We start from the raw sequence: 20,856 nt of genomic DNA, 5'->3' as shown, positions 1-20,856 counted from the left end.
GTGACGCGGTAGATTTCCGGCTATGACCGGAAGTCCTACCGCCTTGCCCGGCCGACCCTTCGGCCGCGTGCTCACCGCCATGGTCACCCCGTTCGACGCCCGCGGGGCGGTGGACCTGGACAAGGCGCAGAAGCTCGCCGAGCACCTCGTCGAGCTGGGCAGCGACGGTCTCGTGCTCAACGGCACCACCGGCGAGAGCCCCACCACGAGCAACACCGAGAAGGCCGACCTCATCCGCGCCGTGGTGGAGGCGGTCGGCGACCGCGTGACCGTGGTGAGCGGCGCCGGCACGTACGACACCGCGCACAGCGTCCAACTCGCCAAGGACGCGGAGGCGGCCGGCGCACACGGGCTGCTGCTGGTCACGCCGTACTACTCGCGCCCCTCCCAGGAAGGCGTGTACGCGCACTTCACCACCGTGGCCGACCAGATCGGCGTGCCGGTGATGCTCTACGACATCCCGCCGCGCACCGTCATCCCCATCGACGTGGACACCCTGCTGCGGCTCGCCGAGCACCCCCGGATCGTGGCCGTGAAGGACGCCAAGGGCGACCTGCACGCGGGCAGCAAGGTCATGGCCGCCACCGACCTGGCCTACTACTCCGGTGACGACCCGCTGAACCTGCCCTGGCTGTCGGTCGGCGCGGTCGGCTTCGTCAGCGTCATCTCGCACTTCGCCGGGGACAAGCTGCGCGACATGCTCAACGCCTTCGAGTCCGGGGACGTCGCCGGCGCGAGGGCGATCCACCAGTCACTGCTGCCGCTGCTGCGGCCCTTCAGCCGGATGCCCGGCGTCACCTACGCGAAGACCGCGCTGCGTGTGCGCGGACTCGACGTGGGCGACCCGAGGCTGCCGCTGGTACCTGCTTCAACCGAGGACATCGAGGCTGTCGAAGCCGAATTGGGAGTCAACGCGTGATCAACCCGAACTCACCCCCGCCCGCACTGCCAGAGGGAGCTCTGCGCCTCGTCGCACTGGGCGGAATTGGCGAGATCGGCCGCAACATGACGGTGTTCGAGCACGCCGGCCGGCTGCTCGTCGTGGACTGCGGCGTGCTGTTCCCCGAGGACGACCAGCCGGGCGTCGACCTGATCCTGCCCGACTTCCGGGCGATCGAGGACCGGCTGGACGACATCGAGGCCGTGGTCCTGACGCACGGGCACGAGGACCACATCGGCGCGGTGCCGTTCCTGCTCAAGCTGCGCCCGGACGTGCCGGTGGTCGGTTCCCGGCTCACGCTCGCGCTGCTCGCGGCCAAGTGCCGGGAACACCGCCAGACGCCGCGGCTGGTCGAGATCGGCGACGGCGAGCGGCGCTCGTTCGGCCCGTACGACCTGGAGTTCTTCCCGGTCAACCACTCCATCCCGGACGCCGTCGCGGTCGCCATCCGCACGACCGCCGGCCTGGTGCTGCACACCGGTGACATCAAGCTCGACCAGCTGCCGCTGGACGGCAGGCTGACCGACCTGGCCGGGTTCTCCCGGCTCGGCGACGAGGGCGTCGACCTGTTCCTGGTGGACTCGACCAACGCCGAGGTACCGGGGTTCGTGGTGCCGGAGCGCGAGATCGGGCCGGTGCTGGAGAACGTCATCCGCAAGGCCAACCAGCGGGTGATCGTGGCGTGCTTCGCCTCGCACGTGCACCGCGTGCAGCAGGTGCTGGACGTGGCCGTGCAGTACAACCGGCGGGTCGCGCTGGTCGGCCGGTCGATGGTGCGCAACATGGGCATCGCGTCCGAGCTGGGGTACCTGCGCGTGCCGGACGGCCTGTTCGTGGACCTCAACGAGGCCATGGACATGCCCGAGGACCAGGTGATGTTCGTGTCCACCGGGTCGCAGGGCGAGCCGCTGTCGGCGCTGTCCCGGATGGCGCGCGGCGAGCACCGGCAGATCTCGATCAAGGCCGGGGACACGATCGTGCTGGCGTCGTCGCTGATCCCGGGCAACGAGAACGCGGTGTTCGGCGTGGTCAACGGCCTGGCGCGGCTCGGCGCGACGGTCGTGCACCAGGGCAACGCCAAGGTGCACGTGTCCGGCCACTCGCCCGCCGGCGAGCTGCTGTTCCTGTACAACGCGGTGCGGCCGTCGAACGTCATGCCGGTGCACGGCGAGTGGCGGCACCTGCGGGCGAACGCGGCGCTGGCCGTGGCGACCGGCGTGGCCGAGGAGCGGGTCGTCATCGCCGAGGACGGCGTGGTGGTCGACCTGGTCGAGGGCAAGGCCGCGATCAGCGGCAAGGTCGAGGTCGGGCACGTCTACGTGGACGGGCTGTCCGTCGGCGACGTCGGCGAGTCGACCCTGTCCGACCGGCTGGTGCTCGGCGAGGGCGGGTTCATCGCCATCACCGTGGCCGTGGACTCCACCAACGGCCGCGCGGTCGCACCGCCGACCGTCTCCGGGCGCGGGTTCTCCGACGACCCGAAGGCCCTCGACCAGGCCGTGTCGCTGGTGGAGATGGAGCTGTCCCGCACCGAGGCCGAGGGCATCACGGACTCGCACCGCATCGCGCAGGCCGTGCGCCGCGTGGTGGGCCGCTGGGTCGCCGAGACCTACCGCCGCCGCCCGATGATCGTGCCCACCATCATCCCGGTGAACTGACCGCCGCCAGGGCGGGGAGGACGTGACGTGGCCGAGGTTCTGCTGTTCCACCACGCGCACGGGTTGACGCCCGGTGTCGAGGTCTTCGCCGAGCGGTTGGCGGAGGCCGGGCACACCGTCCACCTGCCTGACCTGTACGAGGGGCGCATCTTCGTCGACCTGGGCGCGGGCCTCGACTACGCGGAGGAGGTCGGGTTCGGCACGATCGCCGAACGCGGCCTCCTCGCCGCCGAGGGACTGCCCGCCGACGTCGTCTACGCGGGGTTCTCGCTGGGCGTGCTGCCGGCGCAGATGCTGGCCCAGACCAAGCCGGGTGCGGCGGGCGCGCTGCTGTTCAGCGCGTGCGTGCCGCTGGCGGAGTTCGGCGGCTCCTGGCCCGCGAGCGTGCCGGTGCAGGTCCACGCGATGTCGGCGGACGAGCTGTTCGTGGAGGACGGCGACCTCGACGCGGCGCGGGCCCTGGTCGCGGGCGCGGCGGATGGCGAGCTGTTCCTGTACCCGGGCGACAAGCACCTGTTCGCCGACGAGAGCCTGTCGTCCTACGACGAGGCGGCCGCCGTCGTGATGATGGAGCGCGTGCTCGCGTTCCTGAACTAGTGCCCGTCGTCGGGTGGGATTCAACGGGGTGATTACTCCCGGCCCGTCACGATCGCCGGACCGGAACCCGATTCCCTGCGCGACACCGCAGTGCCGGAATCCCGCGATGTGCGGTCTCGCGCGCGGGATTCCCGGCAGTTCAGCGTATGGTCGCCGCGGTGCGGGAACGGATGGGTGATCGCCCTTTTCCTTCCGGTCGCGCGCCGATCGGTCGGCACTCGTTCGCCGCATTTACCCGGTGAATCGCGCGTGGTTACGGTGTGCGCTGGAATCACCCGATTTCGCGGATTCACGATCGAACGGTGAGGAAATCCATGGGTGGAACGCGTGGACGAAGAATGGGCGCCCTCCTGGTCCGGGCGGCGGCCGTCGTGCTGGCGGCCTCGGCGGCGGTGGCGCTCGGCCCGGTCGCACGGGCGGAGGCCGGCGTCGCGGCCGTGCCGCGGTCGGTGATCACCGGGGCGACGGCGGGCCTGACGGGCTCGGCGATCTCCCTCCAGGCCACGAACACCATCACCCGCGGCGCGTGGTCGTGCACGTTGACCGTGAGCAACCCCGGTCGGTGGTACGGCGGTTCCGGCGGCGGCGTGCAGGGGCCGGGCTGGCTGAACTGCAGCCACGTCATGCCCCAGATGGAGATCTTCGTGGGCGTGGTCCGCAACAACACCCTCGTGGCCGTCGCGACCGATTACGGCAGGTCCACGATCCAGGTCAACACCAACGCCTCCGTGTCGCCTTACGTCCGGGCGACCTACTTCATGGCCGCTGTCGGGACCGTCGAGTGGCCGGACGGCCTGATCACCGAGTTCCCCGAGCTGCACAGCCCGTTGTTCACGATCTGATCGCCGCGCTTTCCGGTCCACCGTCCTCGGTGGACCGGTCGGGGTGCCCTACTCCGGCTTCCAGGGGCTCTTGCCCGTGGTGGGCCGCGTGGGGTCGTGGAACTTCGGCAGGTCCGGCTCGTCGATCCGCAACGGCACCAGGCCCGCCGTGATCGCCCGCATGATCCGCTCGTGCGCGCGCCGCGCGTCACCCGGCTTGCCGTCCTCCAGGCCGGACAGGTCCACCGGCTTGCCGAAGTGCACCTTGAACGTCGGTCGCCGCCGCATCCCGCGCGCGTACGACGTGAGGTACGGCTTGACGTCCTGCCACCCGTCGACGTGGGTGTTGCCCCAGTAGACGGCCTCGTGCGCGCCCCACTGGCTGACCGGGACCACCGGGATGCCGCCGCTCAGCGCCAGCCTGGCCGCGCCGGTCTTGCCCCGCTCCGGCCACAACCCGGGATCGAGGCTGACCCGGCCTTCCGGGTACAGCGCGATGGGGTCGCCGCCGCGCTGCAACGCCTCGACGGTGCGGTGGTAGGCGTCGCCGACGTCCGCCGCCGCCCGGTCCACCCGCAGGTGGCCGGAACCCCGCAGCAGCGGCCCGAGGACCGGGGCGTCGAGCAGCCCGCCCGCGAGCAGGAAGCGCGGCGCGACACCGATCCGGCGGCAGGCCGCGATCAGCACGAAGGGGTCGAGGTTGCCGATGTGGTTGGACGCGAGCAGCAGGGGACGTCCCCTGAGGTCCGCCGGGATGTCGCCGGTGACTTCGAGTCGTCCGCTGAGGCCGACGACCCCTTGGTCGACAGCGGTCAGCACGCGCCACAGCAGTGGTGTGGGCACAGCGCGAAAGGCTACGGCGTGTCGAGGTGTCGGCGCACCGCATCCCGGGCAACTATGGAGGACTGGCAGCGCAGGTCACGTCGAGCGTGACCGTTGGGGCTGGTGGGGTTCGAGGGACTACCGTAGAGGGCATGGCCGGCCGAACTGGGACTTCGCGCAAGGGCTCGACCCGCACCACCGGATCCGGGTCGAAGCCCCGTGCTCGCGCGGCCAGGCCGGCTGCCAAGCGCGCGGCGCCGAAGAAGAAGTCCGGCTCCTCGATCGGCAAGGTGTGGGGCCTGCTCGGGCGCGGTGTCGGTTCGGTGGTCCGCGCGGTCGGCCGGGGCAAGGAGCTGGACCCGGCGCACCGCCGTGACGGCCTGGGGCTGGTGCTCATCGCGCTGGGCGTCATCAGCGCCGCGGGCGTGTGGTTCCAGGCGGGCGGTCCGGTGGGGCAGTGGGTCGACGTCGCGGTGCGCAGCTCCGTCGGCGGCCCTGCGGTGATCGTGCCGCTGATGCTGCCGGCGATCGGCGTCACGCTCATGCGCACCGACCCGAACCCCGAGGCCCGGCCGCGCCTGGTGATCGGCGGACTCCTGGTCATGGTGGGCTTCCTGGGCATGTTCCACCTCGTCGGCGGCCTGCCGGTGGACCCGCTCGCACGCCGTGACGCCGGTGGCGCGCTCGGCTACCTCGCCGGCGGTTTCCTGGCCCAAGGTCTGACGCCGTGGGTCGCGGGTCCGCTGCTGGTGCTGATCTTCGGGTACGGCGTGCTGCTGCTCGTGCACGTGCCGATCCGCGACGTGCCCGCGAAGCTGGGCGGCCTGCTCAACCGGGGCAAGTCCGTCGACGAGTTCGAGCCGGAGGAAGAGGACGAGCCGGAGCCGCCCAAGCTGCGCCGCCCGTCCCGCAGCCGCCGCCAGGCCACCGCGGTCCCGGACGAGCAGGCCGAGCTGCCGCTGGACGAAGAGCCGACGCCGCCGCCCGTGAAGCCCGCGCCCAAGCCCAAGTCCAGCCCGGAGACGGCCAAGCCGGCCGCGATCGCCGTGCGCGCGGTCGAGGGCGACTACCGGCTGCCGCCGCCGACCATCCTCAAGGACGGCGACGCGCCGAAGGCCCGCAGCAAGGCCAACGACCTGATGATCGAGGCCATCACCGGCGTGCTCGACCAGTTCTCCATCGACGCGCAGGTCACCGGCTTCACCCGCGGCCCCACGGTCACCCGGTACGAGGTGGAGCTGGGTCCGGGCGTGAAGGTCGAGAAGATCACCGCGCTGACCAAGAACATCGCCTACGCGGTGGCCACCGACAACGTCCGGCTGCTGGCCCCGATCCCCGGCAAGTCCGCCGTGGGCATCGAGGTGCCCAACAGCGACCGCGAGATGGTGCGCCTCGGCGACGTGCTGCGCTCGCCGTCCACGGTCAACGACAACCACCCGATGGTGATCGGGCTGGGCAAGGACATCGAGGGCCACTTCGTCACCGCGAACCTGACCAAGATGCCGCACCTGCTGGTCGCGGGCTCCACCGGTTCCGGCAAGTCCAGCTTCGTGAACTCGATGCTGGTGTCGCTGCTGGCGCGGGCCACGCCGGAGGAGGTGCGGATGATCCTGATCGACCCGAAGATGGTCGAGCTGACGCCGTACGAGGGCATCCCGCACCTGATCACGCCCATCATCACCCAGCCGAAGAAGGCCGCCGCCGCGCTGGCCTGGCTGGTCGAGGAGATGGAGCAGCGCTACCAGGACATGCAGGTCAACCGGGTCCGGCACATCGACGACTTCAACCGCAAGGTCAAGTCGGGCGAGATCGCGGCGCCGCCGGGCAGCGAGCGCGTCTACCGCCCGTACCCGTACATCATGGCGATCGTGGACGAGCTGGCCGACCTGATGATGACCGCGCCGCGCGACGTCGAGGACGCGATCGTGCGGATCACGCAGAAGGCGCGCGCGGCGGGCATCCACCTGGTGCTGGCGACGCAGCGGCCGTCCGTGGACGTGGTGACCGGCCTGATCAAGACGAACGTGCCGTCCCGGCTGGCGTTCGCCACGTCGTCGCTGACCGACTCGCGGGTCATCCTGGACCAGCCGGGCGCGGAGAAGCTGATCGGCATGGGCGACGGCCTGTACCTGCCGATGGGCGCCTCGAAGCCGGTGCGCGTCCAGGGCGCGTACGTCGGGGACGACGAGATCTCCGAGATCGTCAACTTCGCCAAGACCCAGGCGCAGCCGGAGTACACGGACGGCGTCACGGCGGCGAAGGCGAGCGAGAAGAAGGAGATCGACGCCGACATCGGTGACGACCTGGAACTGCTCATCCAGGCGGCGGAGCTGATCGTCACGTCCCAGTTCGGCTCGACGTCCATGCTGCAGCGCAAGCTGCGGGTGGGCTTCGCCAAGGCGGGACGGTTGATGGACCTGCTGGAGACGCGCGGCGTCGTGGGCCCGTCGGAAGGCTCGAAGGCCCGCGACGTGCTGATCAAGCCGGACGAGCTGGACTCGCTCGTCTACCTGATCCGCGGCGGTTCAGGCCCGGACGACGCCGATGAGGACTGACGTCCCCGCGGCGCGTTCCCCGGAATGGGATGTTCCCCCGCCGGAGCGATGACGGGGGAACGGTCACGACGGCGTCAGCTGGCGCCGAACTGGCGCACCGCGTTGTAGTAGGCGTCCGCGGTCCGGTTGCAGGACCAGTTGCCCGCGCACTGGTGGTACATGTCGGACTTGAAGTTGTTGTCGATCCGCAGGCGGGTCGACTCGTTGAACCGGCCCTGCCGCTTGTAGTTGCGGTAGCCGAAGTCGTGCCGGTGGCAGGCCGGCAGGAACTTGAAGCCGAACGGGTTGTCCGGCGACCAGGAACAGCCGTCCGACGACCAGTCGAGCTGGGTGCTGTACGGCCGCTGCGTGCGGATGGAGGCGAACTGCGCCAGGGACTTGCTGAAGAGGTAGTCGTCGGTCACCGCCGGAGCGTTGATCGCCGCCTGACCGACACCGGCGCCGACCAGCAGGGCGAGCGCGGCGACCATGACGGCGAACGTGTTGCGCAGGGATTTCACGAGCACGGTACTTCCCCTCGGTTTTCGGTTTTGAGGGTTTGTACCGGTCGCTGATCAACGGGCAACAGCCCCGATCGGCTCACTCCGTCTCAATTACGGGTGAACATCCGACCGCGAACGGTCACCGGTGTCGACGGGACCCGCCGGTTCCGGAATCCCAGTGGTGCCAACACTTCAGCGTTCGCCGAGCCGGTGGGCACGTCGCCGGTCGAGACGCTGCGGGACCATTCGGCGGCCGAGTGGTTGGGCCGTCGAACGTGTTCCGGATGGGCCGGACAACTCGCTGCACTGCCCTGAACCGTCCAACGCCGGGTGGTCCGCCGGTACGAACGACGGTTCGGCGTTCGCGATCGGTACTTCGCGCAGCCGTACCCAGTCCGGCGAGGTCCCGATGCCTTGCCCGGCTCGCTGCCTCGCTGTCCGCGCCGGCGGGCTCGGACGGCGGGCTCAGACGGCGCGCCTGCGGTAGTACTCCGAGACCCACGGACCGATCAGGCACACCGCGAGCACGTACGCGAACACCACCGGCCACGCCGTCACCTCGTCCAGCGAGGCGGACGCCGACCGCACCACGACGTACTCGGCGACGAACAGCAGCACCCAGAACACCAGCCGCTTCACCCCGGATCGCCACGGGTGCCGGCCGATCGAACGGTCGTACCAGTACCCCGCTCGCAGCCCGACCAGCACGCCGATGACCGCGATCACGCGGCTCTCCGTCGGGCGGGGGAGCGGCGGGTGGCGGAGCGGCGGGTGGCGGAGCGGCGGGTGGCGGAGCGGCGGACCGGCCGGCGGACGTCTTCCCCGGCGGCGTCGCCGAGCCGGTCCCGGTCGGGCGGGCGAGCCGAACCCCACCGCACCGGCCCGAACGCCCCGACCTGCGCCCGTGCGTCACCGCAGGGCGAACCGGGGAGCACGAGGTCCGGGTCGTCGTCCTGGACGGGCCGGAGCGCCGTCATCGGACCGGCTCGTCGTGGTCGTCTCCCCGGTCGAGGAACCGCTGGATCGTCGGCTCGTCGGGGATCTCGTCGTCCTCGCCGGTGTCGGTCAGACGTTCGGCGATGGGCACCGGTTCCCCGGCCCAGGCGGGCTTGAAGTCGTCGCCGGGGAGCAGTTGGTGGCGGCGGGCGAACTCCTCGGCGGCGTCGCGGATGGACTCGCGCAGCGTGCCGATCACGACGGTCTCGGCGGTGTAGGTCAGCTCCACGAGGAGTGCGCGCATCCGGTCGAGCTGGTCCTCCTGGCCCGCGTTGTCGGCCAGTTGCGGCCAGAGGTGGCGCTCGAACACCGACACGAAGTCGGCCGCGATGCCGTCGGTGGCGGTGCGCAGGTTGGCGAACTTGTCCAGCACGTCCTCGCTGGGGACGCTCAGCGCGGCGAGCCGGTTGCCCGAGTCGAGCGCCCAGCGGCGGACGTGAGGCCAGCCGCGTCGCCAGCGGACCAGGCCGAGCTGGACGGCGCGGCGCAGGACGCGGGGCCGGATGTCGCCCATCGGGACCAGGCGGCTGATGTCGCGGACCCTGATCCGGACCCAGTCGTCCGGGCCTTCGGCGTCGCCGACGCCCAGCACCGCCGCGACGCTGGCGCCCTTCTCGCGCGCCTTCACCAGTTCGGCGATCGCGGGCAGCGAGAAGCCGCGCGACTGGAGGCGTTGGACGAGGGCGAGGCGTTCCAGGTGGGAGGCGTTGTAGTAGGCGACGCGGCCCTGCCTGCGCGGCGCGTGCAGGACGCCTTTGGTCTGGTACATGCGGATGGTGCTGCCGGGCAGGCCGACCCGGACCGCCAACTCGTCGACCGTCAACTGCTCCACGACGCCGATCTTGGTGTGGCTCGTTCGTCGAGTCAAGACTCTTCGAGTTGCTGTTCGAAGAGTTACAAGTGCAGGAGCATGCGCGAGTTGCCGAGGGTGTTGGGCTTCACGTACGAGAGGTCCAGGAACTCGGCCACGCCCTCGTCGGCCGACCGCATGATCTCCTCGTAGACCTCCGACGACACCGGCGTGCCGTCGATCTCCACGAAGCCGTGCTTGCCGAAGAAGTCCGTCTCGAAGGTGAGCACGAACAGCCGCTCGAGCTGGAGCTCGCGGGCCGTCTCGATCAACCGGTGCACGATCCGGTGCCCGATGCCCCGCCCCAGCGCCGTAGGCGCCACCGCGACCGTGCGGATCTCGGCCAGGTCCTCCCACAGCACGTGCAGGGCGCCACACCCCAGGACCACGCCGTCTTCCTCGGCGACCCAGAACTCCTGGATGTCCTCGAACAGCGTCACGAGCGGCTTGGCCAGCAACACCTTGCCCGCGTACGCGTCGATGAGGGTCTTCATCGTCCGCACGTCGCCGGTGCGGGCGCGACGCACGTTGATCGGGTCGTTCACGTGTTCAACGTAACCGCCGGACGCCACCGGCTCCTATTCGGCGGGCGTCGGAGGTGTCCGGTGCTCCGCGGCCCAGGACGGGCCACCACCGGTCGTTCCGCGATGAGCCGGAGCGCCTGCTCATGCCGTTGTGCGCGAAGGGCCGCCGTTCCTGAGCCTTGCCGCGCAATCGGCCATCACGGCTCCACTTCCGGTGTGCCACCGGTTCACCGGGAAGCGGAGATTCAGAAAAGCGATCTCGTGAACGCCGTGCGGGGCGAAGCGAGGGCTGCTGACCGAAGCGGGAATTCGCGGGGGCGGTCGGGGTGAACTGTCCCGGCGCGCAGGATGACGTGCTCGCGGTCGACCAGGAGCTCGACCGCGCGACGGTCGGGGAGGGGGCGAGGACGCCGTGGCGCGCGCCACCTTCCCCGGGCCGGACAGCCCCGGCCACAGGCGTCGGAGGGCTCGTGCGAACGGTCCTCCGCACCTGACCTGGACCGCTCGTCGCACCGAGGGTGCCCGGCCGGCCGACGACGGCTGCCGCGCCGGTTACGCTGAGCACCGTGTCTTCCCCCACCACGTCCAAGCGCGTCGCCATGCTGACCCTCGGGTGCGCCCGCAACGAAGTCGACTCCGAAGAGCTCGCCGGCCGCCTCACCGCCGGTGGTTGGGAGTTGGTCGACGACGAGGCCGACGTGGTCGTGGTGAACACGTGCGGCTTCGTGGAGTCGGCCAAGAAGGACTCCGTGGACACCCTCCTCGCCGCCGCGGACAGTGGCGCGAAGGTGGTCGCGGTCGGGTGCATGGCGGAGCGGTACGGCGCCGAGCTGGCCGACAGCCTGCCCGAGGCGAACGCCGTGCTGGGCTTCGACCACTACACCGACCTCGCCGACCGCCTGGACGACGTCCTCGCAGGTCAGAGCATCCAGTCGCACAAGCCGGTGGACCGGCGCACGCTCCTCCCGCTCACCCCCGTGCAGCGTCCGAAGGCCGCCGAGGACGTCCAGGTCCCCGGTCACGGCTGGGGGCCGCGCGTCCTGCGCACCCGCCTGACGGACAGCCCGGTCGCCCCGCTGAAGATCGCCTCCGGTTGCGACCGCCGCTGCTCGTTCTGCGCGATCCCGTCGTTCCGCGGGGCCTTCGTGTCCCGCCACCCGGACGAGGTGGTGGCCGAGGCGATGTGGCTGGCCGAGCAGGGCGTCCGCGAGGTCTTCCTGGTCTCGGAGAACTCCACCTCCTACGCCAAGGACCTGCCGCGCGAGCTGGGCGGCCTCGAACAGCTGCTGGAGCGGTTGGCGAAGGTCCCCGGCATCGACCGGGTGCGGGTGTCCTACCTCCAGCCGGCCGAGACGAAGCCCGCGTTGGTCAAGGCCATCGCCACCACCGAGGGCGTGGCCGACTACTTCGACATGTCCTTCCAGCACTCCAGCGAGGCCGTCCTGCGCCGGATGCGGCGGTTCGGGTCCACCGAGTCGTTCCTCGGCCTGGTCGAGCAGATCCGCTCGCTCGCGCCGCGCGCCGGCATCCGCAGCAACGTCATCGTCGGCTTCCCGGGTGAGACCGAGGAGGACGTGGCCGAGCTGGAGCGCTTCCTCACCGCCGCCCGGCTGGACGCGGTGGGCGTGTTCGGCTACTCCGACGAGGACGGCACCGAGGCCGAGAACCTGCCGGACAAGCTGGACGCGGACACCGTCGCCGAGCGCGTCTCCCGCATCTCGGACCTGGTCGAGGAGCTGATCTCGCAGCGCGCGGAGGACCGCGTGGGCGAGGAGGTCGTCGTCCTGGTCGAGACCGAGGAGGACGACGAGAACGACTGCCTCGGCCGGGCCGCCCACCAGGCGCCCGAGGTCGACGGCGAGTGCGTGGTCACGAACGCCGACGGCCTGAAGGTCGGCGACCTGGTCCGCTGCCGGGTCGACGGGTCCGAGGGCGTCGACCTGGTCGTCACAGCGATCGAGGTGCTGCCGAGGTGACGGAGCCCGCGCGCGTGCCGGTGCTGAACATCGCCAACGTGCTGACGATGTCCCGGCTGGTGCTCGTGCCGGTGTTCCTCTACCTCCTCTTCGTCGAGGACGGTCGGCAGGACTGGTGGCGGCTGTGGGCGTTCGGCGTGTTCGCCCTCGCGTCGGTCACCGACCACATCGATGGCAACCTGGCCCGCAAGCACGGTCTGATCACGGACTTCGGCAAGATCGCCGACCCGATCGCGGACAAGGCGCTGACCGGCGCCGCGCTGATCGGGCTGAGCGTGCTCGGCGAGCTGCCGTGGTGGGTGACGATCGTCATCGCGGTGCGCGAGCTGGGCGTGACGGCGCTGCGCTTCTGGGTCATCCGGCACGGCGTGATCCCGGCCAGCCGCGGCGGGAAGGTCAAGACGCTCGTGCAGATCGTCGCCATCGGCCTGTACATCCTGCCGCTGCCGGCGTGGCTGGACGTGGTCTCGGTGATCACCATGGGCGCGGCCGTCGTGCTGACCGTCGTCACCGGCGTCGACTACGTGGTCCGCGCCGTCCGGCTGCGCGCCAGGGGGAAGCGGGCGGTGGCCGGGGCGTGAGCGCCGAGGACGTCGTCCGGGCGCTCCTGGCCCGCGGCGAGACGGTCGCCACCGCCGAATCCCTGACCGCGGGCATGGTGACGGTCGAGCTGACGTCCGTGCCCGGGTCCAGCGCCGTGGTGCGCGGCGGGCTCGTGGTCTACGCGACCGACCTCAAGCACGCGCTCGCGGGCGTGGACGGCGCGCTGCTGGCCGAACACGGCGCGGTGCACCCCGAGGTGGCCCGGCAGCTCGCCGAGGGCGCACGGGAGCGCTGCGGGGCGACGTGGGGTCTCGGGCTCACCGGAGTGGCCGGCCCGGACCCGCAGGACGGAGTGGCGCCGGGCACCGTCCACATCGGTTTGTCCGGTTCGTCCCATTCTTCGGTTGAATCGCTCACTCTCGGTGGTGACCGTCACCAAGTGCGCGCCGGATCCGCGGCGGCGGCCCTCGACCTCCTGCTGGCCCACCTGAACATCCCTGTCGAGTGACGTGAACAGGGCGTTTCCCGTCACACCCGGCGGCGCTCGCGGGAACTTACCCACGAGTTCACTCGTTCGCCCTTGGCGGACGTGTCCGGAAGTCACTGCCCGTCGACGGAACGGGTCGGTAACGTGGTGGCACGGCCGGCCGGAAGGAGGCGCGCGATGACCGTGCTGCTACGCGAGGCGATCGGTGATCGGCTCCGCCATGCCCGCACCACCCAACGCCGCACGCTGCGCGAGGTCTCCAGGACCGCCCGCGTCAGCCTGGGGTACCTCTCCGAGGTGGAGCGTGGCCGCAAGGAGGCGTCCAGCGAGCTGTTGGCCGCGATCTGCGAAGCGTTGGACCTGCCCCTGTCCGAACTACTGCACCTGGTCGCCTCGGACATCGGCGCGCTCCAGCGGCCGGTGCCCACCCCGGCCGAGCTCGCCGAGCGGGCCGCTCCCGCGCCGGCGGGTCTGGAGGGCGGCACGATGGTGCCGGCGGTGATCGGCAACGACCTGTCCGACCTGCGGCTGCAGCCCGTGCTCACGCACCGGCTGTCCACCTCGATCAGCAAGCCGCGCAACGCGGTGGTGGCGGCGTAAGCCCAGCGCACCCGTGGAGAGCCGAGCCGGTCCCGACCGGCTCGGCTTTCGGCGTTTCCCCGCCGGGCGTGCAACGACTTGGCATCCGCGACCGGGGTCGCCGCGTCGGCCGGAAGTCGGACGGGCAGGATGACCATGCCGACGAAAGTCAGGGGGTGACTCAGGGTGAACCCGGATATCTCCCCAGGTCGGTGGAAGCAGCGCGGGACAACTGACACGATGGAACCAACACCGGCACCGGGTCGTTGCCAATCACGAGCGCGAGCCAGGGAAGTGCGGAGAAGGCAGGCGTAGGAGATGGCCAACCCTTTCGTGAAGGCATGGAAGTACTTCATGGCGGCGTTCTCGTCCAAGATCGACGAGCACGCCGACCCGAAGGTGCAGATCCAGCAGGCCATCGAGGAGGCTCAGCGTCAGCACCAGGCGTTGTCCCAGCAGGCCGCTGCGGTGATCGGCAACCAGCGCCAGCTTGAGATGAAGCTCAACCGCCAGCTGGGCGAGGTGGAAAAGCTCCAGGCCTCCGCACGCCAGGCGCTCGTGCTCGCCGACGAGGCGCGCGGCAAGGGCGACGACGCGCGGGCGACGCAGTTCGAGACCGCGGCGCAGGGCTTCGCCACCCAGCTGGTGACCGCCGAGCAGAGCATCGAGGACCTGAAGACGCTGCACGACCAGGCGTTGCAGGCGGCGACGCAGGCGAAGCAGGCCGTCGAGCGCAACGCGATGGTGCTCCAGACCAAGCTCGCCGAGCGCACCAAGCTGCTCAGCCAGCTGGAGCAGGCGAAGATGCAGGAGCAGGTCTCGCACTCGCTCCGCCAGATGACCGAGCTGGCCGCGCCGGGCAACACGCCGTCGCTGGAAGAGGTCCGCGACAAGATCGAGAAGCGGTACACCACCGCCCTCGGTTCCGCGGAGCTGGCGCAGAACTCGGTGCAGGGCCGGATGCTGGAGGTCCAGCAGTCGACCACCGAGATGGCGGGCCACTCCCGGTTGGAGCAGATCCGCGCGTCGATGGGCGGCGGCAAGGTCGCCGGCGAGGTGACGAGCGGTCAGCCGGCCAGTGCGAGCGCGAACATCCAGCAGGAGATCCAGCAGCGGGTGCAGCAGACGCAGGCGCAGCCGACCCAGCAGATGCGGCAGAACCCGCCGGCGAGCCAGGGCTGAGAGGATGGTGTCCGCGATGGATCCCCGGCGGAAGGTGGCCGGCGAGATCGCCAAGGTCATCGGCGGTCAGCTGCAGGGGCAGATCCTCCAGGGAGAACTCGCGGACCAGGTGAAGCGGCGGTACGCCGCCTGGAACGACCCGCGCGCGAAGCTCGACCGGCAGTACCGCCGGTCGAGCCGCGTGCTGACCTTCTGGTTGATCGTGCTGGCCCTGCTCGCGGTGGTCGGCACGCTCACCATCGCCGGCGTGCTGGTCGAGGGCGTCGGGATCGGCGCGGCCCTGGGCTTCGCCGGCACGTCGGTGCTGGCGGTGCGCACGAAGCTGAAGCTGCGGCGCATCGACACCGAGCGGCAGCAGTTGGCGGCGGCACCGGTGCGCGTGCCGCTGCCCGGCCGTTCCTCGGCGGCCCGTCAGCCGATGGAACGGCTGGAGGACGCCGAGGACACGCTGCGGGAGCTGCTGCGCCAGCTCGACTCGACCGTGCTCACGTCCGTGCCCACCGACTCGGTCGAGCAGGCCCGCGCCACCGGGGCCGAGGCCGCGTCCGCGATCCGGGCCGTGTCCCACCAGCTGCAGGCGGTGGAACGCGCGCGTGACACCGCGCCGCCGTTGGAGCGGGCCCCGCTCGTCGAGGGCGTGCGAAGACTGCGCGCCCAGCTCGACGAAGGCGTGGACGGCTACTGCGGCCTGGTCGCCGCGGCCGGTCGAGTGCTCGCCGAGAGCACTGCGTCCAACCCCCGGGAAGTGCTGGACGACGCGGCGGACCACCTGGCCGGGCTGGCGTCCGCGCTGCGCGAGCTGTCCCGCTGAACGGCGGCACGGGGCCATCTGCACGAACCTCGATTACGTCACGTTGCGTAGCGGTGTGCCGCTGACTCGGCCGCGGCACTGGCGTACGCTGCTGCGATCGTGTGATTATCAGACCGTTATATAGCCGCAGCCACTACGTGGCGTGGCAGGATCCCTGGGTCGGACGCCGTGGTCCGTCCTGGTCGCCGGGGAGGTCATCGAGTGGCGTTGTGGACCGTGCACGGTGATGGCCGTCCCCTCGACGGTGACGCCATCGAGCCGCAGGAGCGGTCGAGCTGGCCCCGCACCATCGGTTTCGGCGTCCAGCACCTGGTCGCCATGGCAGGCGCCACGATCCTCGTCCCCGCCACCACCGGGCTCCCGGTCAGCACCACGCTGCTGTTCTCCGGCGTCGGCACCCTGTTGTTCCTGCTGATCACCCGCAACCGGGTGCCCAGCTACCTCGGCGCGTCCTTCGCGTTCATCGCGCCACTGGCGGCGGCCCGCGACGAGGGCATCGCCGCGCAACTCGGCGGCGTGCTGGCCGCCGGGCTGCTGGTGATCATCATCGGGGTGGCGGTGAAGGCCCTGGGCGTGCGGCTGCTGGAGGCCGTGATGCCGCCGGTGGTGACCGGCGCGGTGGTCCTGCTGATCGGGCTCAACCTGTCCCACCGGGCCACCGACTCGTTCGCCGAGCAACCGGTGCCCGCCGCCGTGACGATGGGCATCATCCTGCTGTGCGGCGTGCTGGGCCGTGGCTCGTTCTTCCGGTTCTCCGTGCTCATCGGGGTGGTCGCCGGGTGGGTGCTCGGCTTCTCGCTCGGCCTGGTGGACCTGGACGTGGTCGGCGCGGCGGCGTGGTTCGGCCTGCCCGAGTTCCACGCGCCGGAGCTGCGGCCGTCGGTGACCCTGCTGGTGCTGCCGGTGGTGATCGTGCTGGTCGCGGAGAACGTGGGCCACGTCAAGGCGGTCGGCGCGCTGACCGGCCGCAACCTCGACGGCAACGTCGGCGACTCGATCATCGCCAACGGCGTGTCCACCGCGCTGGCCGGTTTCGGCGGCGGGTCGGGCACCACGACGTACTCCGAGAACATCGGCGTGATGGGCGTGACCAAGGTCTTCTCCACCGCCGCGTACGCGGTGACCGGTGTGGCGGCGGTGGTGATGTCGTTCTCGCCGAAGGTGACGGCGGTGCTCGCGACCATCCCGGCGGGCGTGGTCGGCGGCGCCACCCTGGTGCTGTTCGGCCTGATCAGCCTCGTCGGCGTGCGGGTGTGGATGGAGAACCGGGTCGACCTGGCAAACCCGGGCAACGCGCTGGTCGGCGGCGCGGCGCTGGTAGCCGGGGTGGGCGACCTGACCCTGCAGCTGGGGGACATGGAGCTGGGCGGCCTGGTCTGGGGCTCGCTGCTCGTCGTGATCCTGCACCCGGTGCTGCGCTCGCTGCGCGCCGCCCGCAGGTCCTGATCAGACGCAGGCCTTGTTGATGCCGTGGACGAGGCCGGGGCCCTCGTAGATGAACGCCGTGTAGATCTGGAGCAGGCTGGCGCCCGCGTCGAGCATGCGCTTGGCGTCGTCCACGCTCGCGATGCCGCCCACGCCGATGATCGGCAGCCGGCCGTCGGTCTCCTTGCTGACGAACCGCACCACCTCGCGGGCGCGTTCGGTCAGCGGCCTGCCGCTCAGCCCGCCCGCCTCCCGCGCCAGGTGCTGGTCGGCCGGCGCCAGGCCGTCGCGGGAGAGCGTGGTGTTGGTCGCGATCAGGCCGCTGACCTCGTGCGCGTCGCACACCTCGAGCAGCTCGACGATCGCCTCGTCGGTCAGGTCGGGGGCGATCTTGACCAGGATCGGCTTGCGCGGCGCGGACCCGGCCAGCTCGTCCGCGGTGGCGTTGAGGGCGGACAGCAGTTCGGTCAGCGCGGCCCGGTCCTGGAGGCTGCGCAGGCCCGGGGTGTTCGGCGAGCTGATGTTGATCGCGAAGTAGTCGCCGTGCCGGTACAGCGCGCGCAGGGACGTCCGGTAGTCCTCCACCGCGTCCTCGACCGGCGTCACCTTGGACTTGCCCAGGCTGATGCCCAGCGGCACGGGGAGCGGACCGAGGCGGTCCAGCCGGTTGGCCAGCTCCTGCGCGCCGTCGTTGTTGAAGCCCATCCGGTTGATGATCGCTTCGCTCTCGCGCAGCCGGAACAGGCGCGGCTTGGGGTTGCCGGGCTGGGGGTGGCGGGTGACCGTGCCGACCTCGATGAACCCGAACCCGAGCGCGGGCCACGCGGGCAGCGCCCGGCCGTTCTTGTCCAGTCCGGCGGCCAGCCCGACCGGGCCGGGGAACCGCACGCCGAACACCGTTCGCTCCGAGGCCGACTGCCGCGGCACGAGCTTCGCCGCCGGGCTCACCAGCTCCAACATGTCGAGGGTGGTCTCGTGGACCCGCTCCGCGTCCCCGCCGTGCATCCGGAACAACGCCTTGCGCACCACGCTCTTGTAGACCACGCGGCAACCCTAAGCGATCGGTCCCGGCTGGCAGCGCGGGCACCAGTACGCCGGGCGCTCCAGCACTCCCGCGCCCTGCCCGCCGACCTTGATTTTGGTCCCGCAGCGCAGGCACGGCTTGCCGCCCCGCTCGAACACCCAGTGCTGACGTCCGCGCCCCATCAGCCCGGTCGTGCTCTGCTCCGGGTGCCAGGCGTTCGCGAGCAGCAGCTTGCGCGCCAGCCGCACCACCTCCGCCGGGTCCACCGCCGACACCGGGCTCCACGGCGACACGCCCAGCAGGAAGCACACCTCGGCCTTGTACAGGTTCCCCACACCGGCCATCACGCGCTGGTCCAGCAGCGCCAGGCCCAGCTGCCGGGCCGGGTCGGCCGTCAGCCTGGCGACCGCTTCGGCCGCACGTTCGTCGTCCCAGTCGCCCAGCAGGTCCGGCCCCAGGTGCCCGACGAGCCGCGACTCCTCGCCGGTCGGCAGCAGTTCGAGGTCGTGCAGCGCGAACCCCACCGCGACCCGGTCCGGCACCTCCAGCAGCGCCCGCACCTGGTGGCCGGGCCGCCGCCAGCGGTCACCGGGCCGGTACAGGTGCCACGCGCCGTCCATCCGGAAGTGGCTGTGCAGGCTCAGGTCGCCGGAGAAGCGGGTGAACAGGTGCTTGCCGACCGACCGCACCTCCAGCACCTCACGGCCGCTCAGGTCGGCCGTGGCCCACGTCGGGTGGCGCAACTCGCCGCGCAGCAGTCGGCGGCCGGCCAACGCCTCGTTCAGGCGGTGCCCGGCCAGGAAGACCGTGTCACCCTCGGGCACTGCGGTCGGACCCGGGAAGGGGCGCGGCGCTCACGCGTCCACCGCCTCCTCGATCTCTTCGTCGTCGAAGTCGTGGTGCACGGCCCTGCGTCTGCTCCTGCTGATCCGCAGTATCCGCGCCAGCACCAGGTTGAACGCCAGCGCCACCTCGCGCGCGCCCGGCGTGCCCCATTCGTGGATCGGCATGCACGCGCCCTGCGCCTGCTGCACCGCCAGCCGGTCCGGCAGCGCCACCGGCATCACCAGCGGACCGAAGATGTCGCGCAACTCGTCGATCCGGAACTGGTGCTCGTGCGACCTCGGCCGCACCCGGTTCACCACCACGCCCAGCGGCTGCAGTTCCGCGTTGTGCTCGCGCTCGGCCTGCACCGCCTCGAACGCCCGCTGCACGCCCGCCACCGCGAACATCGTCGGCTCGGTCACCAGCAGCGCCCGATCGGCCGCGACCAGCGCGGACCTGGTCAGCTGACCCAGTGACGGCGGGCAGTCCAGCAGCACGAGCTGGTAGGGGTCTTCGTCGTCCCGGAGCAGCCGCAGCGCCTCGCGCAGCCGGCCGAGCCTGGTCTCGCCCGGGTCGGGGTGGTTCAGCGACTCGGCGTCCTCGGAACCGGCCAGCACGTCCACGCCGTCACCCCATGCGCTGGGTGCGATCGCCTTGCGCAGCGTGTCCTCACTCGGATCCTGGAGGACGTCGTAGACACTGGCCTCGGTGTCGCCGGGTTCCAACGTCGAGGTGGCGTTGCACTGTGGATCCAGGTCGATGACCAGCGTCCGGATCCCACGCCGCAGCGCGGCCGACGCCAGACCGAGCGCGACCGTCGTCTTCCCAACGCCACCCTTGAGGCTGAGCACCGCCACCGTATGCACGTTGTGCAGCCTACGGCCCTTACGCTCTACGTCCATGCGACCGGACGCCGTACACAGGGTGCTCGACGCCGAGCTGGCCGCCGCGCGGGACCGCCGGGGCGGTGAACCGCCGCGGGTGCTCGACGTGGGTGGTGGCAGTGGCGTGTGGGCCGTGCCGCTGGCCGTGGCCGGGTGCTCGGTGACGGTCGTCGACCCGAGCCCGGACGCGCTGGCCACGCTGCACCGCCGTGCCGCGGACGAGGGCGTGGTGGACCGCATCACCGCTGTTCAGGGCGACACGGACGCGTTGGACCGGGACGGCTCGGCGGACCTCGTGCTCGGGCACGGGCTGCTGGAGGTCGTGGACGACGCCGGTGTCGCGCTGGCCGCGCTGGCCGCCGCCGCCGCTCCCGGTGGCGCGGTGTCCGTGCTGGTGGCGAACCGGTACGCGGCCGTGCTGCACCGGGCGATCGCCGGCCGGCTGGTCGACGCGCGGCGGTTGCTGGACGACGAGTCCGGTCAGCTCGTCGGCACCCGCGACCCGCTGCTGCGCCGGTTCGACGTGGTCGGGCTGGAGGCGTTGGTGCTGGCCGCGGGCCTGGAGGTGGAGCTGGTCCAGGGCCACGGCGTGGTGTCGGACCTGGTGCCCGGCGCGGTGCTGGAGGCCAACCCCGGCGCGGCCGACGCGCTGGCGGAGCTGGAGCTGGCCGCGGCGGCCCACCCGCCGCTGCGGGACGTGGCCGCACGCCTGCACGTGCTGGCGCGAAAGCCGGCGTGACTTCGGTTACCCGGCGCACCATCCAGCCCTCTCCGTACGGCCGATCGCGTTCTAAACGCGTCCATTCGGCGTAACTTCACGGGACCGGCGTCATCCCCGTCAGGGATCGGCGTCGCGTTGGCATGTGCCCCCGATG

At 71.3% G+C, this 20,856-nt stretch carries 22 protein-coding genes; 13 read left to right on the top strand and 9 right to left on the bottom strand.

All coding sequences use genetic code 11. The annotated features are described in order from the left end of the window. Window positions 1–22: 22 nt before the first annotated feature. The 4 genes from dapA (at window position 23) to ACRAKI_RS29190 (ending at window position 4,037) form a co-directional block, all read left to right on the top strand. Entirely contained in the window at window positions 23–919 is an 897-nt protein-coding gene (gene dapA / locus ACRAKI_RS29205) for a 4-hydroxy-tetrahydrodipicolinate synthase (RefSeq protein WP_447003699.1), read from the top strand. Next, entirely contained in the window at window positions 916–2,598 is a 1,683-nt protein-coding gene (locus ACRAKI_RS29200) for a ribonuclease J (protein WP_447003698.1), read from the top strand. Before dapA ends, ACRAKI_RS29200 begins: the two co-directional genes overlap by 4 nt. 27 nt (window positions 2,599–2,625) lie before the next feature. After that, window positions 2,626–3,195, top strand: a complete 570-nt coding sequence (locus tag ACRAKI_RS29195; protein ID WP_447003697.1) for a dienelactone hydrolase family protein — start codon at window positions 2,626–2,628, stop codon at window positions 3,193–3,195. Window positions 3,196–3,533: 338 nt separating this feature from the next. Then, window positions 3,534–4,037, top strand: coding sequence for a hypothetical protein (locus ACRAKI_RS29190; RefSeq protein ID WP_447003696.1), 504 nt, complete (start codon window positions 3,534–3,536; stop codon window positions 4,035–4,037). A gap of 48 nt (window positions 4,038–4,085) precedes the next feature. On the opposite strand, the gene ACRAKI_RS29185 is transcribed toward ACRAKI_RS29190, so the two are convergent. Next, complete coding sequence (locus tag ACRAKI_RS29185) at window positions 4,086–4,859, bottom strand: lysophospholipid acyltransferase family protein (protein WP_447003695.1); 774 nt, start codon at window positions 4,857–4,859, stop codon at window positions 4,086–4,088. Between the two features lie 131 nt (window positions 4,860–4,990). Here ACRAKI_RS29185 and ACRAKI_RS29180 point away from each other — a divergent pair, with 131 nt between their 5' ends. Next, a complete protein-coding gene (locus ACRAKI_RS29180) occupies window positions 4,991–7,393 on the top strand; it encodes a DNA translocase FtsK (protein ID WP_447003694.1) in 2,403 nt (800 codons plus the stop codon). 74 nt (window positions 7,394–7,467) lie between these two features. Here the strand turns inward: ACRAKI_RS29180 and ACRAKI_RS29175 are convergent, their stop codons facing one another. The 5 genes from ACRAKI_RS29175 to ACRAKI_RS29155 all read right to left on the bottom strand — a co-directional run bounded on the left by ACRAKI_RS29175 (window position 7,468) and on the right by ACRAKI_RS29155 (window position 10,266). Then, complete coding sequence (locus ACRAKI_RS29175; protein WP_447008551.1) at window positions 7,468–7,863, bottom strand: phospholipase; 396 nt, start codon at window positions 7,861–7,863, stop codon at window positions 7,468–7,470. 477 nt (window positions 7,864–8,340) lie between these two features. Next, complete coding sequence (locus tag ACRAKI_RS29170; RefSeq protein WP_447003693.1) at window positions 8,341–8,601, bottom strand: hypothetical protein; 261 nt, start codon at window positions 8,599–8,601, stop codon at window positions 8,341–8,343. Beyond that, a complete protein-coding gene (locus ACRAKI_RS29165) occupies window positions 8,598–8,852 on the bottom strand; it encodes a hypothetical protein (protein ID WP_447003692.1) in 255 nt (84 codons plus the stop codon). Before ACRAKI_RS29165 ends, ACRAKI_RS29170 begins: the two co-directional genes overlap by 4 nt. After that, window positions 8,849–9,739, bottom strand: coding sequence for a MerR family transcriptional regulator (locus tag ACRAKI_RS29160; protein WP_447003691.1), 891 nt, complete (start codon window positions 9,737–9,739; stop codon window positions 8,849–8,851). The genes ACRAKI_RS29165 and ACRAKI_RS29160 overlap by 4 nt, the downstream gene beginning before the upstream one ends. A gap of 26 nt (window positions 9,740–9,765) precedes the next feature. Continuing rightward, a complete protein-coding gene (locus ACRAKI_RS29155; RefSeq protein WP_447003690.1) occupies window positions 9,766–10,266 on the bottom strand; it encodes an amino-acid N-acetyltransferase in 501 nt (166 codons plus the stop codon). A gap of 578 nt (window positions 10,267–10,844) precedes the next feature. Between ACRAKI_RS29155 and rimO the strand changes: the two genes are divergently transcribed. From rimO to ACRAKI_RS29120, 7 genes are all read left to right on the top strand, one after another. Next, entirely contained in the window at window positions 10,845–12,221 is a 1,377-nt protein-coding gene (gene rimO, locus ACRAKI_RS29150) for a 30S ribosomal protein S12 methylthiotransferase RimO (protein ID WP_447008550.1), read from the top strand. Window positions 12,222–12,268: 47 nt separating this feature from the next. Further along, entirely contained in the window at window positions 12,269–12,802 is a 534-nt protein-coding gene (pgsA, locus tag ACRAKI_RS29145) for a CDP-diacylglycerol--glycerol-3-phosphate 3-phosphatidyltransferase (RefSeq protein WP_447008549.1), read from the top strand. Next, window positions 12,799–13,272 (top strand): CinA family protein, encoded by a 474-nt coding sequence (locus tag ACRAKI_RS29140; RefSeq protein ID WP_447003689.1) that lies wholly within the window; start codon window positions 12,799–12,801, stop codon window positions 13,270–13,272. Before pgsA ends, ACRAKI_RS29140 begins: the two co-directional genes overlap by 4 nt. A gap of 156 nt (window positions 13,273–13,428) precedes the next feature. Beyond that, window positions 13,429–13,851 carry a helix-turn-helix domain-containing protein gene (locus tag ACRAKI_RS29135; protein ID WP_447003688.1) on the top strand — a complete coding sequence of 141 codons (423 nt, stop codon included), beginning with the start codon at window positions 13,429–13,431 and terminating at the stop codon, window positions 13,849–13,851. Window positions 13,852–14,148: 297 nt separating this feature from the next. Next, window positions 14,149–15,012 (top strand): PspA/IM30 family protein, encoded by an 864-nt coding sequence (locus ACRAKI_RS29130; RefSeq protein ID WP_447003687.1) that lies wholly within the window; start codon window positions 14,149–14,151, stop codon window positions 15,010–15,012. A gap of 16 nt (window positions 15,013–15,028) precedes the next feature. Beyond that, window positions 15,029–15,823 carry a phage shock envelope stress response protein PspM gene (gene pspM / locus ACRAKI_RS29125; RefSeq protein ID WP_447003686.1) on the top strand — a complete coding sequence of 265 codons (795 nt, stop codon included), beginning with the start codon at window positions 15,029–15,031 and terminating at the stop codon, window positions 15,821–15,823. Between the two features lie 201 nt (window positions 15,824–16,024). After that, entirely contained in the window at window positions 16,025–17,269 is a 1,245-nt protein-coding gene (locus ACRAKI_RS29120) for a uracil-xanthine permease family protein (RefSeq protein WP_447003685.1), read from the top strand. Here the strand turns inward: ACRAKI_RS29120 and ACRAKI_RS29115 are convergent, their stop codons facing one another. The 3 genes from ACRAKI_RS29115 to ACRAKI_RS29105 are packed head-to-tail and all read right to left on the bottom strand — an operon-like array spanning window position 17,270 to window position 19,963. Further along, complete coding sequence (locus tag ACRAKI_RS29115) at window positions 17,270–18,292, bottom strand: quinone-dependent dihydroorotate dehydrogenase (RefSeq protein WP_447003684.1); 1,023 nt, start codon at window positions 18,290–18,292, stop codon at window positions 17,270–17,272. Between the two features lie 9 nt (window positions 18,293–18,301). Next, window positions 18,302–19,096 carry a DNA-formamidopyrimidine glycosylase family protein gene (locus ACRAKI_RS29110; protein ID WP_447003683.1) on the bottom strand — a complete coding sequence of 265 codons (795 nt, stop codon included), beginning with the start codon at window positions 19,094–19,096 and terminating at the stop codon, window positions 18,302–18,304. A gap of 30 nt (window positions 19,097–19,126) precedes the next feature. After that, complete coding sequence (locus tag ACRAKI_RS29105) at window positions 19,127–19,963, bottom strand: ParA family protein (RefSeq protein ID WP_447003682.1); 837 nt, start codon at window positions 19,961–19,963, stop codon at window positions 19,127–19,129. 34 nt (window positions 19,964–19,997) lie between these two features. On the opposite strand from ACRAKI_RS29105, the gene ACRAKI_RS29100 reads away from it, so the two are divergent. Beyond that, window positions 19,998–20,720 carry a class I SAM-dependent methyltransferase gene (locus ACRAKI_RS29100; RefSeq protein ID WP_447003681.1) on the top strand — a complete coding sequence of 241 codons (723 nt, stop codon included), beginning with the start codon at window positions 19,998–20,000 and terminating at the stop codon, window positions 20,718–20,720. Window positions 20,721–20,856: the final 136 nt, after the last annotated feature.

It is taken from the genome of Saccharothrix isguenensis, assembly GCF_052936305.1.
Note: the sequence above shows the minus strand (reverse complement) of the source record. Positions and strands in the feature narration are given on the sequence as shown.

Coding starts and splice junctions, on each gene's coding strand:
- pspM (WP_447003686.1), top strand. CDS start 15,029: ATGGATCCCCGGCGGAAGGTGGCCGGCGAGATCGCCAAGGTCATCGGC.
- rimO (WP_447008550.1), top strand. CDS start 10,845: ATGCTGACCCTCGGGTGCGCCCGCAACGAAGTCGACTCCGAAGAGCTC.
- pgsA (WP_447008549.1), top strand. CDS start 12,269: ATGTCCCGGCTGGTGCTCGTGCCGGTGTTCCTCTACCTCCTCTTCGTC.
- ACRAKI_RS29130 (WP_447003687.1), top strand. CDS start 14,149: ATGGCCAACCCTTTCGTGAAGGCATGGAAGTACTTCATGGCGGCGTTC.
- ACRAKI_RS29175 (WP_447008551.1), bottom strand. CDS start 7,863: ATGGTCGCCGCGCTCGCCCTGCTGGTCGGCGCCGGTGTCGGTCAGGCG.
- ACRAKI_RS29165 (WP_447003692.1), bottom strand. CDS start 8,852: ATGACGGCGCTCCGGCCCGTCCAGGACGACGACCCGGACCTCGTGCTC.
- dapA (WP_447003699.1), top strand. CDS start 23: ATGACCGGAAGTCCTACCGCCTTGCCCGGCCGACCCTTCGGCCGCGTG.
- ACRAKI_RS29100 (WP_447003681.1), top strand. CDS start 19,998: ATGCGACCGGACGCCGTACACAGGGTGCTCGACGCCGAGCTGGCCGCC.
- ACRAKI_RS29135 (WP_447003688.1), top strand. CDS start 13,429: ATGACCGTGCTGCTACGCGAGGCGATCGGTGATCGGCTCCGCCATGCC.
- ACRAKI_RS29190 (WP_447003696.1), top strand. CDS start 3,534: ATGGGCGCCCTCCTGGTCCGGGCGGCGGCCGTCGTGCTGGCGGCCTCG.
- ACRAKI_RS29180 (WP_447003694.1), top strand. CDS start 4,991: ATGGCCGGCCGAACTGGGACTTCGCGCAAGGGCTCGACCCGCACCACC.